The organism is Pseudoduganella buxea, from assembly GCF_009720835.1.
Lineage (GTDB): Bacteria > Pseudomonadota > Gammaproteobacteria > Burkholderiales > Burkholderiaceae_D > Rugamonas > Rugamonas buxea.
The window spans coordinates 1-10,854 of the sequence record NZ_WNKZ01000138.1 but is presented as its reverse complement, the minus strand read 5'-3'; the positions used below and the strand labels follow the sequence as shown (position 1 = coordinate 10,854).

Here is a 10,854-nt window from a genome sequence, read left to right as displayed (position 1 = left end):
GCCGTGCCGGGCCGGGGCGACGAGACGGCCCGCTGGCTGGTGCTGGGATTGGCGCCGGCCGCCGCCGACGAGGACAGCGGCCAGGCCATCGGCGGCGAACCGGGCCAGCTGCTGGACAATATGCTGCGCGCCGTCGACCTGTCGACCCAGGGCGGTGCCTACGTGACGACCCTGGTGAAATGCCGCGCCGCCGGCACCGACGGCGGCGAGCTGCCGCCGACGGCCGGCGAGCTGGCCGCCTGCCGGCCCTACCTGCAGCGCGAACTGGCGCTGACCGAGGCCGGCCTGGCGCTGACCCTGGGCGGCGTCACGGCGAAAGCCCTGCTGGGCGCGGCCGCGCGGGGCAAGGTGCTGCGCCATGGCGAACTGCCGGTGGTCGCCACGTTCCACCCGGCCGACCTGCTGCGCCGCCCCGAGGACAAAGGCAAGGCCTGGGCCGACCTGTGCCTGGCCCGCACTGCCCATGCCGGCCGGCGCTGAGTCTTCTTTCGACGAGGGTTACCAGGCCGGCTTCGCGCGGCGCTGGGGGCACCTGACGCGGCCCGCCGTGCGCGCACTGGCCTGGCTGCTCGAATCGCCCGACCTGCTCGATCCGGCCGGCCACGAATGGCAGGGCAGTATCGCCACCCTGGGCACGGTCGATGATGCCACCGCCGCGTGGCTGGCATCGCTGGAGGTTGATCCCGCGCCGCTCGACGCCGCGCTGGGCGAGCGCCCGTATTCCCGCCTGGGCCTGTATGCGGAAAAGCTGATGGCCTTCTACTTTGCCCAGCGGGGCGACCTGGTCGCCCACGGCCTGCAGGTACGCGCCGCCCGCAACGATACGGTCGGCGAGTTCGATTTCCTGCTGGCCGACGGCGAAGGACTGCGCCACATCGAATTCGCCACCAAGTTCTACCTGCTCGACAGCGTCGACGACAACGACCCGGTCGACTTCGACCTGCTGGTGGGGCCGAACCTGGCCGACACCCTGGGTCGCAAGATGCGCAAGATCTTCAGCCAGCAGCTGGCCCTGTCGCGCCACCCGGCCGCCCAGGCCTTGCTCGACCGCCCCGTCCTGGCGGCGCAGGCCCTCGTCAAGGGCTGGCTGTTCTATCCGCCCGGGCCGGCGCCGCGCCTGCCCGGCATCGGGCCGCGGCATTGCCGGGGGCACTGGCACGCCGTCTCAAGCCTGGCCGCCGCCGGCGGCGAACAGTTCGTCGTCATGCCGCGCCTGCAGTGGCTGGCGCCCTTGCAGGTGCCGGCGCAGCCGGGGGCGGACGGCGCCATGGCACCGACGCCGCCGCCATTGACGCGCGACGCACTGGCCGCGCTGCTGCGGCACAAATTCGAAACGGATCGGGCCCCCGTGATGGTGGCGGCAGTGCGGCGCGAAGGGGATTGGCTGGTCGAGCAGTCGCGCGCATTCGTCGTGCCCGACGAATGGCCGGCGCTGGCGGCGCAGCGGCGGCTCGAGAAGCGGTTGTAGATGCGCTTCTAGAAGTGCTTGCAGAAACGGCTGGGGGCCGCCGGACGGTCAGTGCTTGTGCTCGCCGATCAGCGCGAGCGAATCGTGTTCGCGCTGGTTGGCCGCGTGCAGGCGCTGGATGAACAGCATGGTCCCGGCCAGGAACAGGCCGAACAGCACGATGATGACGGACAGCGGCAGCTGCAGGCGCAGCATCAGCGAATACACGGCCAGCATCGTCAGGATCGACAGGTTCTCGTTGAAGTTCTGCACGGCGATGGAGTGGCCGGCGCTCATCAGGACGTGGCCCCGGTGCTGCAGCAGCGCGTTCATCGGCACGACGAAGAAGCCGGACAGCACGCCGATCAGGATCAGCATCGGGTAGGCGACCCACGTGGTGTGGACGAAGGCCATGCCCATCACGAGGAAACCCATCGCCACGCCCAGGGGAATCACCGTCAGCGACTTGCGCAGGGTGATCATGCGCGCCGACATGACGGCGCCGATGGTGACGCCGATGCCCACCAGGCCCACCATCGTCGTGGCCTTCTCGTACGTCATGTGCAGGTACTGCTTGGCCCATTCCAGCACGATGAACTGCAAGGTGGCGCCCATGCCCCAGAACAGCGTCGTCACCGCCAGCGAGATCTGGCCCAGCTTGTCCTTCCACAGGATCACGCAGCAGTTGGCGAAGTCCTCGATCAGGCGCGCCGGGTTGCGTTCCTGGCGCGCGTAGATCGCGCCCGTCAGCGGAATGCGCAGGTTGAACAGGGCGGCGGCGATATACAGCACGGCCACCACGCACAGCGCCGCTTCGTCGGACGTATTGATGCCCGTTTCGATGGCGGGGAAGTCGAAGCCCAGCATCACCGCGGCGACCCGGTCGCTGACCAGCGCACCGCCCATGACGGTGCCCAGGATGATGGAGCTGATGGTCAGGCCTTCGATCCACGCATTGGCCACCACCAGCTTATCGGGCGGCAGCAGCTCGGTCAGGATGCCGTACTTGGCGGGGGAATAGACGGCCGCGCCGATGCCGACGATGGCATACGAGACCAGCGGGTGGAGCTCGTAGAACAGCAGCGCGCAACCGCCGATCTTGATCAGGTTGGCGATGAACATGACGCGGCCCTTGGGCAGCGAATCGGCGAACGCGCCCACAAAAGCGGCCAACAGGACGTAAAACAGCACGAACAGGAATTTCAGCAATGGCGTGATCCATGCCGGCGAGTGCATCTTTGTCAGCAGATCGATCGCGACGTACAGCAACGCCGTATCGGCCAGCGACGAAAAGAACTGCGCTGCCATGCATGTATAAAAACCACGATTCATTCTGAGTGCCTGAAAACTGATATCGGCTTGCTTTATACCATGAAAGGATGCCTTTCCAAAGAAATGGGGGCGCGTTTAGGGACGCTCTTCGGTATCGCGCCGGGCCCGCACCCGCGGCATTCCGGGCCTGCCGGGAGTGGTGCGCTGCGGTACAATCCTGCCTTCCAATTTCGCCGGAATCGTCATGCCAAGACCTATTGCCGCCACTATCCACATCGCCGCGATGCAGCACAACCTGGCCCGCGCCCGCGCCAACGCGCCCGGTACGCGGGCCTGGGCCGTCGTCAAGGCCAACGCCTACGGCCACGGGCTGGAACAGGCGCTGCGGGGCTTCGCCGCCGCCGACGGCATGGCGCTGGTGGAAGTGGACTACGCCGTGCGCCTGCGCGAGCTGGGCTGGACCGGGCCCGTACTGCTGCTGGAAGGCTGGTTCGATCCCGCCGACCTGGACACGATGGCCCAGCACCGCATCGGCGGCGCCGTGCACTGCTTCGAGCAGATCGCCCAGCTGGCGGCGGCGCGTCCGGAGCGCGCCTTCGACGTGCACCTGAAGATGAATACGGGGATGAACCGGCTGGGCTTCCGGCCGGACCAGTTCCACGACGCGTGGCAGCGCCTGCGCGCCATTCCCCATGTCGGCGAGATCACCCTGATGACGCACTTCGCCAACGCGGACGAGTCGCACCACCCCTGCCTGCCGGTCGCCGAACAGATTCGCCGCTTCGAGCAGGGCGCCGCCGGCCTGCCGGGGCCGCGCAGCCTGGCCAATTCGGCCGGCGTGTTCCAGATGCCGAAGCTGGCCGACGCGCTGGCCAGCCAATGGATCCGGCCCGGCATCATGCTGTACGGCGGTACGCCGGGTGGCGCCACGGCGCAGGAATACGGCCTGCTGCCGGCCATGACGCTGGAGAGCCGCCTGATCGGCGTGCAGGACATCGGCGCCGGCGAATTCGTCGGCTACGGCAGCCGCTTCGAGGCCGGGGGCGCGATGCGCATCGGCGCGGTGGCCTGCGGTTATGCGGACGGCTACCCCCGCCACGCGCCCACCGGCACGCCGGTGCTGGTCGATGGCGTGCGCACCCGCACCGTCGGGCGCGTGTCGATGGACATGCTGATGGTGGACCTGACGCCCGTGCCGCAAGCGGGCATCGGCAGCAGGGTGGTACTGTGGGGCCAGGGCCTGCCGGTGGACGAGGTGGCCACGGCGGCCGGCACCATCGGCTATGAACTGATGTGCGCGGTGGCGCCGCGCGTGCGGCTGCTGGCCGATGACGGCGCAGTCGCTCCTTCTATATAGGCAGCACCATGGCGAAAGCAAAAACCAACTACACCTGCAGCGAATGCGGCGGCACCAGCACCAAGTGGACGGGCCAGTGCCCGTCCTGCCGCCAGTGGAACACGATGGTGGAAACCGTCGTCGAAAGCGCCGGCGTGAACCGCCTGTCGCAGGGCGCGCACCAGGCGCTGGCGCAGACGGCGCCGGTGCTGTCGCTGCACGAGATCGAAGCGCTGGACGTGCCCCGCTTCGGCACGGGCATCGAGGAATTCGACCGCGTGCTGGGCGGCGGCCTGGTGGCCGGCGGCGTCGTGCTGATCGGCGGCGACCCGGGCATCGGCAAGTCGACCCTGCTGCTGCAGGCGCTGGCCGAGATGTCGCGCATGAAAAGCGTGCTGTATGTGTCCGGCGAGGAGTCCGGTGCCCAGATCGCCCTGCGCGCCAAGCGCCTGGCCATCGACGCCAGGGACTTCAAACTGCAGGCCGAGATCCAGCTCGAAAAAATCCTCGGCACGCTGGCGGACGTCAAGCCGCAGGTGGCCGTGATCGACTCGATCCAGACCTTGTACAGCGACGCGCTCACTTCCGCCCCAGGCTCGGTGGCGCAGGTGCGCGAGTGCGCCGCGCAGCTTACCCGCGTGGCCAAGCAGACCGGCGTGACGATCATCCTCGTCGGCCACGTGACGAAGGAGGGCGCGCTGGCCGGCCCCCGCGTGCTGGAACACATCGTCGACACGGTGCTGTACTTCGAAGGCGACAGCCACTCCAGCTTCCGCCTGGTGCGGGCCATCAAGAACCGCTTCGGCGCCGTCAACGAGCTGGGCGTGTTCGCCATGACGGAAAAGGGCCTGAAGGGCGTATCGAATCCGTCCGCGCTGTTCCTGTCCCAGCATGACAACCAGGTACCGGGCTCCTGCGTGATGGTGACGCAGGAGGGCACGCGCCCCCTGCTGGTGGAAATCCAGGCGCTGGTCGACGCCAGCCACCTGCCCAATGCGCGGCGCCTGTCCGTCGGCCTGGAGCAGAACCGGCTGGCCATGCTGCTGGCCGTGCTGCACCGCCACGCCGGCATCGCCGCCTTCGACCAGGACGTCTTCATCAACGCCGTCGGCGGCGTCAAGATCACGGAACCGGCGGCCGACCTGGCCGTTCTGCTGGCGATTAACTCCTCGATGCGCAACAAGCCGCTGCCGCGCGGCTTCGTCGTCTTCGGCGAAGTGGGCCTGGCCGGCGAAATCCGTCCCGCGCCGCGGGGCCAGGAGCGCCTGCGCGAAGCGGCCAAGCTGGGCTTCTCGATCGCCATGATCCCGAAGGCGAACGCACCGAAGCAGGCCATCGAGGGCATGACGATCATTCCGGTGGACCGCATCGACGATGCCTTCAACCGGCTGCGCGAGCTGCAATAACAGCTTCAAGACAAATCTTATCAATAGAGAATCGGGGTTGCGGTAGTGGGTATCGATCAAAGGCAGGGCGTGCGCAAGATCCTGCGCACGAAGGCGATGCTGGTCATCGATGGGGCGGCGCCGGCACTGGCGCGCACCTTCGACCTGGGGCAGGGCGGCATGGCCGTCACGACGGAAAAGAAGGTGGAAGTGGGCCAGGGCGGGCAGGTGGTGTTCGAGTTGCTGGTGGAGGGCAAGCCGCAACTGCTGACGTGCCGCGTCAAGGTGGCCCACTGCATCTTCAGCGGCGACGAATTCAAGGTGGGCTTCGCCTTCGGCACCTTGGCGCCGGAAGTGAACGCGGCCATTGCAAAATATATCCGCACGTGACCATCAAGTTTCCCGCTAACCGTTCGTAACCAGTGACGGGTGATACCCGGTCTGTTCCATGTTTCGATCCCGGCGCTGCCGTGGGATGATGGTGCGGTCCGTTAATGGAGGTCCACGCGATGAACAGTAATACCGGCAACCTGCTTTCTTCCCTGTACGGCACATCGACGGCCGGCGCCTACGGCTATGGCAGCACGGGCGCCAGCACGAGCACGACCCTGTCGCCGGCCGTGGCGGCGCGCGTGCAGCAGGCGCTGCAGGGGCAGAAGGGCAATATCGACAAGCTCAATGCGGATGTGGCGTCGGACCAGACCCGTCTTTCCGGCCTGGGCCAGCTGCAAAGCGCGCTGGCCGCCTTCGGCAGCCTGGCCGAAGGCATTTCCGGCGCCGGCCTGGCCACGTCCGCCACGTCGTCCACCAAGGGCGTGCTGACGGCCGCCACCGGCACGGGCGCGCAAGCGGGCACGTACAAGGTCGATGTGCGCCAGCTGGCGCAGAACCAGATCCTCAACAGCGCCACCCAGCCCCTGGCGGACACAAAGATCGGCACGGGCAGCCCGGCCACGGTGAAGATCGAGATCGGCAGCATGACAGCCGACGGCTTCAAGGCGGGCGGTGCGGCGAAAAGCATCACCATCGACTCAAGCAACAACACCCTGGACGGCATCGCCAAGGCCCTGAAGGGCGCTGGCGTGGACGCGGCCGTCGTCAAGGGCGAAGGCGGTTACTCGCTGCAAGTGAAGGGCAAGGACGGCGCCGCCCAGGCCATCCGCATCGGCGTGACGGGCGACGCCTCGTTGAAGGCGGCCATCGGCTACGACCCGGCCGCACCGGAGGCGGGTGGCATGAAGCAGGCCCAGGCGGCCCAGGACGCGCTGCTGACGGTCAACGGCAAGGAAGTGGCCAGCGCCAGCAACACCATCGCGGCCGGCGCCATTGCCGGCACCAGCCTGACCCTGACGGGCACGGGCGCGACGGACGTCACCGTCAGCCAGGACAGCAGCCAGATCGGCAAGAACGTGGCGGCGTTCGTGAAGGGCTACAACGAACTGTCGACCCGGCTGGCCACCTTGCAGGCCGGCGCGCTCAAGGGCGACGCCACGCTCACCCAGGTCAGCAATCAGCTTGCGCAGCTGGTGAAGATGGGCGGCAGCGGCGCCAATGCGCTGGCCGACGCGGGTGTGACGCAGGATGCCAAGGGCCAGCTGGTCGTGGATGAAAAAAAACTGAACGCGGCCATCGCCGCCGACCCTTCCGCCGTGTCGAAGCTGTTCACGAACGAAGGGCGGGGCATCGCGGACAAGCTGGACAAGAAGATCGACGCGCTGTCCGGCGACGGCGGCGCCATTGCCCGCTCGCGCAAGCAGGTCACCCGCGAGCTGGACGTGCTGGCCGACCGCAAGGAGCAGCTCAGCAAGTCGCTGACCGTGCAGGCCCGGGCCCTGGCCCAGCTGTACACGATGCAGGAACAGTCCGGCGGGACGGGGAGCTTGCTGGACTTGCTGGGGTAAGTCCTCTTACGTCCCGGATTTCAACGCCACATCCGGGAAGAACACCGTCTGCCCGTCGAAGGTGGAGCGCACGCCCACCTGCGACCAGTTCTCGCGAATCCAGTCGTCGGCCGCCTTCGTGCCCAGGTCGTGCAGGTGCTGCAGGAACACCAGTTCCGCATTGAACTTGCTGGACATGCTGTATGTGCCGATCTCGGCCGTACCGCTGACCATGTGCAGCCGCACGGGGTCGAGCGGCATGGCCGCGCCCCGTTGCTCTTCCGGCACGCCGCCCACGTGGGTCAGTGCGCTGATCTCCCGCACGAAACTGATGTTGAAGGCGATCTCGTTGGCCCGGTTGCTCGTGTCGGCCAGGCTGCGCGGCATCTGGGCGCGGGCGATGGGATTGTTCTGCACCACCAGCAGGTCGCGCGCCGCCCGTTTCACCAGTGGCGCCAGCGGCGGGTTGGCCACGTAGCTGCCATCCCAGTAGAACTCGCCATCGACCTCGGTGGCCGCGAACACGGTGGGCAGGCAGGCCGAAGCCAGCACCCGCTGCGGGTCGAGCTCGTCGCGGGTGAACAGCTTGCCCGTCCCCGTGCGGATATTCGTGGCGGCCACGAACAGTTCGATTTCGCGGCAGGCCCGCACCCGGCCGAAGTCGACCGTGCTGGACAGGAAATTGCGCAGCGGGTTCTGGCTCAGCAAGGTCTGCCGTGCCGGCCCCATGACGACACCGGCCATTTCCAGCATGTGATAGAAGGGCGAGTGTTCCATCGTCCAGCGCCCGGCGGCCCGGTCCATCCACGTGCGCTGAAGGGGACTGAACGTCGCCATCTGGCCCAGGGTGGTCCAGAATTTTCTCAGCGCCGCCTGCGCGCCCCGGCGCCCGCCGCCCAGCGCGTAGCCGTCGGCCAGCACGACGGCATTGACGGCGCCCGAGCTGCTGCCGCCGATGCTGTCGATCAGCACATCCTCGTCCAGCAGCCGGTCCAGCACGCCCCACGTGAACGCGCCATAGGTGCCGGCGCCCTGCAGGCCCAGGCTGACGGTTTTCGGCGAATTGGTTTTTACGATATGCAAACTAACCTCCATGATTGTCGCTGGCCGGACAGCCGCGAGTGCATGGTAGTCGGGATTGAAATGGTGCGGCGCACCATTCGTCGGGCGCGGCGGTGGTCGACGCGGATGCCGGCGCTTCGGGTGCGCCGATCAGGTCCAGCGCTCGAGGGCCCCCGAGGCCGCGAGGGACGCGATGGCGGCCTCGATGCGGGGCGGCGCCGCGGCCAGCAGCAGCGCCACCGGTTCGCCCAGCAGTGCGCGCATCAGCGGCGGCATCAACACCAGTTCGATGAACTGTTCGGCCGCGTCGCTTGCCTGACCGACGGTCTCGGGCGCCTGCAGTGCGATGGCCGCCGCCACCCGCTGGACACCCGCCTGCCAGAACAACTGCGCAGGGCGCATGTCCGTGTCGGCGAAGCGGGGCAGCTCCGTCACGACCAGGCGCAGCAGGGCCAGCGCATCCGGATGCAGCGTATCGGCCAGCACGCGCATGCCCACTGCCGCAAGCCGCGCGGCAAGGTCCGTCCCGCTTTCCATCTCGTCCTGCGCGAACGAGCGCGTCAGCAGTCGATCGATGACGGCGGCAAACAGGGCGGCCTTGTTGGCATAGCGGGCGTAAATGCTGGCCTTGCCCGCACCGGCATCGAGGGCCACCTGGTCGCAGCTGGTGCCGTCGTAGCCCCGTTCCAGGAAAAGTCGCGTTGCCGCGGCCAGCAGGCGGGCCTCGACATCGCCTGCCCGGCTTGCGGGCGGCCGCCCGCCACGTCCCTTCCTTGGCGCCGTTTCGCCTGCCATGCCACCACTCCTGTCTTATTCGATTTACACGTGCGGCCGCCGACCTGTTAAACTAGACTTGTCAGTTCAGTTAATTCATTCCGGCCTCGCGCCGGCCAGCAGCGTAGCACAGCCAAGGAGCGCCATGTCCGCCACGATCCACCCGTTTCACCTCGCCATTCCCGACAGCGAGCTCGCCGATCTGCAAAGCCGTCTCGCGCGCACGCGCTGGCCCGATGCCGAAACCGTGTCCGACACCAGCCAGGGGCCGCAACAGGCCAAGCTGCAAGCCCTCGTCGCGCGCTGGCGGGAAGGCTATGACTGGCGCCGCTGCGAGGCCCTGTTGAACGGCTTCGGCCAGTACCGGACCGGGATCGACGGCCTGGACATCCATTTCCTGCACATCCGCTCCCCTGAAGCGCACGCCATGCCCCTGTTGATGACACATGGCTGGCCCGGCTCGGTGCTGGAGTTCCGTGACGTGATCGGCCCCCTGACCGATCCTGTCGCGCATGGCGGCCAGGCGCAGGACGCCTTCCATCTGGTGATCCCGTCATTGCCGGGCTTCGGCTTCTCGGGCAAGCCGGCCGTCACGGGCTGGACGGTCGAGCGCATCGCCGACGCCTGGGTTGTCCTGATGCAGCGTCTCAGCTATGAGCGGTGGGGTGCCCAGGGCGGCGACTGGGGCAGTGCAATCACGGCGGCGCTCGGCCACAAGGCGCCGCCGGGACTGGCCGGCATCCACCTGAACATGGTGATGTTCCAGCCGACAGCACAGGAGCGCGCCGACGCCACCCCGGCCGAGCAGAAAATGCTCGACGATGCGCAGCGCTACGACCAGCAGTTGTCGGGATACTTCAAGGTGCAGGGCACGCGTCCCCAGTCGATCGGCTTCGGCCTGGCCGACTCGCCCGTCGGGCTGGCCGCCTGGATCTATGCGCTGTTCCAGGATGTGTCCGACAGCGGCGCCGATGCGGAAAGCGTGTTCGCGCTCGACCACCTGATCGACGACATCATGCTGTACTGGCTGCCCAATACGGGCGCCAGTTCCGCACGCCTTTACTGGGAGACGATGCAGTCGATGCGCCACGGCGGGATGCCGACGATGCCGATGGCCACGCCCACCGGCATCAGCATGTTCCCGGGGGAGCAGCTGCGCCTGTCGAAACGGTGGGCCGAGCGGCGCTTTGCCAGGCTGGTCCATTTCAACGAGCCGGACCGTGGCGGCCATTTCGCGGCGATGGAGCAGCCGGCGATCTTCGTCGACGAGGTACGCGCGACGTTTCGCGCCGTGCGCGAGTAGTCAACGGTGGCGTGACGGGGGGCGCGATACCGGGGCCAGTGCGGTAGCCGCGCTCAGTAGACAGTTTGGAAACTTTCAGTGGACCAGCGGGCCCCAAGCGCATAAAATTGCATAATTGAAAATAAAATTACTTTGGAGACCCGCCGGCCGAATCCGGCGGCGCCCTCCCAATCGAAAGCACTTCATGCAAAAACCACGCTTGCGCAACCTTGCAATACTGATGATGCTGGCCGGCGCCAGCCTGACTTGCCGCGCCGAAGGCTTTACGTTTGGCGCTGTCACCCGGTCGCGGTGAACTGTCTCACCGGCATTTAGCTTCCTGCCGGGAACAATGCAGCCCGTAAAAATTGCTGCGGCGTGCTCAGGTGCCGACAGTCGAGCCCGTGAATCCAGCC

Annotated in this window: 11 protein-coding genes; 7 read left to right on the top strand and 4 right to left on the bottom strand. The window is 67.5% G+C overall.

The window, feature by feature from the left end; translation table 11 throughout:
- Together GM672_RS25985 and GM672_RS25980 are read left to right on the top strand one after the other, a co-directional pair.
- A partial coding sequence (locus GM672_RS25985; protein ID WP_170300253.1) for a uracil-DNA glycosylase occupies positions 1–480 on the top strand: 480 nt, incomplete at its 5' end.
- The gene (locus GM672_RS25980) at positions 464–1,468 is read left to right on the top strand and encodes a DUF1853 family protein (RefSeq protein WP_155473420.1); all 1,005 of its coding nucleotides are present in this window, start codon (positions 464–466) and stop codon (positions 1,466–1,468) included. The genes GM672_RS25985 and GM672_RS25980, both read left to right, overlap by 17 nt.
- 48 nt (positions 1,469–1,516) lie before the next feature.
- Here GM672_RS25980 and lplT read toward each other — a convergent pair whose 3' ends face one another.
- A complete protein-coding gene (gene lplT, locus GM672_RS25975; protein WP_155473419.1) occupies positions 1,517–2,779 on the bottom strand; it encodes a lysophospholipid transporter LplT in 1,263 nt (420 codons plus the stop codon).
- A 184-nt stretch (positions 2,780–2,963) separates the two neighbouring features.
- On the opposite strand from lplT, the gene alr reads away from it, so the two are divergent.
- From alr to fliD, 4 genes are all read left to right on the top strand, one after another.
- Positions 2,964–4,076: an alanine racemase gene (alr, locus tag GM672_RS25970; protein ID WP_155473418.1), complete on the top strand. Its 1,113-nt coding sequence runs from the start codon at positions 2,964–2,966 to the stop codon at positions 4,074–4,076.
- 8 nt (positions 4,077–4,084) lie between these two features.
- Positions 4,085–5,461, top strand: a complete 1,377-nt coding sequence (radA, locus tag GM672_RS25965) for a DNA repair protein RadA (RefSeq protein WP_155473417.1) — start codon at positions 4,085–4,087, stop codon at positions 5,459–5,461.
- Positions 5,462–5,506: 45 nt separating this feature from the next.
- A complete protein-coding gene (locus GM672_RS25960; RefSeq protein ID WP_229427795.1) occupies positions 5,507–5,830 on the top strand; it encodes a PilZ domain-containing protein in 324 nt (107 codons plus the stop codon).
- A gap of 119 nt (positions 5,831–5,949) precedes the next feature.
- Positions 5,950–7,341, top strand: coding sequence for a flagellar filament capping protein FliD (gene fliD, locus GM672_RS25955; RefSeq protein ID WP_170300252.1), 1,392 nt, complete (start codon positions 5,950–5,952; stop codon positions 7,339–7,341).
- Between the two features lie 6 nt (positions 7,342–7,347).
- Here fliD and GM672_RS25950 read toward each other — a convergent pair whose 3' ends face one another.
- Together GM672_RS25950 and GM672_RS25945 are read right to left on the bottom strand one after the other, a co-directional pair.
- Positions 7,348–8,403 carry a patatin-like phospholipase family protein gene (locus tag GM672_RS25950; RefSeq protein ID WP_229417954.1) on the bottom strand — a complete coding sequence of 352 codons (1,056 nt, stop codon included), beginning with the start codon at positions 8,401–8,403 and terminating at the stop codon, positions 7,348–7,350.
- Positions 8,404–8,532: 129 nt separating this feature from the next.
- The gene (locus tag GM672_RS25945; RefSeq protein ID WP_155473414.1) at positions 8,533–9,177 is read right to left on the bottom strand and encodes a TetR/AcrR family transcriptional regulator; all 645 of its coding nucleotides are present in this window, start codon (positions 9,175–9,177) and stop codon (positions 8,533–8,535) included.
- A 124-nt stretch (positions 9,178–9,301) separates the two neighbouring features.
- Between GM672_RS25945 and GM672_RS25940 the strand changes: the two genes are divergently transcribed.
- A complete protein-coding gene (locus GM672_RS25940) occupies positions 9,302–10,459 on the top strand; it encodes an epoxide hydrolase family protein (protein WP_155473413.1) in 1,158 nt (385 codons plus the stop codon).
- Positions 10,460–10,534: 75 nt separating this feature from the next.
- Here the strand turns inward: GM672_RS25940 and GM672_RS29025 are convergent.
- Positions 10,535–10,854 (bottom strand): hypothetical protein (locus GM672_RS29025; protein ID WP_211517437.1); only part of this gene is annotated, 320 nt, incomplete at its 5' end.

What these genes read in the sequence shown, in the direction of transcription:
- GM672_RS25980 (WP_155473420.1), top strand. Translation starts at nt 464, where the DNA reads ATGCCGGCCGGCGCTGAGTCTTCTTTCGACGAGGGTTACCAGGCCGGC.
- lplT (WP_155473419.1), bottom strand. Translation starts at nt 2,779, where the DNA reads ATGAATCGTGGTTTTTATACATGCATGGCAGCGCAGTTCTTTTCGTCG.
- alr (WP_155473418.1), top strand. Translation starts at nt 2,964, where the DNA reads ATGCCAAGACCTATTGCCGCCACTATCCACATCGCCGCGATGCAGCAC.
- radA (WP_155473417.1), top strand. Translation starts at nt 4,085, where the DNA reads ATGGCGAAAGCAAAAACCAACTACACCTGCAGCGAATGCGGCGGCACC.
- fliD (WP_170300252.1), top strand. Translation starts at nt 5,950, where the DNA reads ATGAACAGTAATACCGGCAACCTGCTTTCTTCCCTGTACGGCACATCG.
- GM672_RS25945 (WP_155473414.1), bottom strand. Translation starts at nt 9,177, where the DNA reads ATGGCAGGCGAAACGGCGCCAAGGAAGGGACGTGGCGGGCGGCCGCCC.
- GM672_RS25940 (WP_155473413.1), top strand. Translation starts at nt 9,302, where the DNA reads ATGTCCGCCACGATCCACCCGTTTCACCTCGCCATTCCCGACAGCGAG.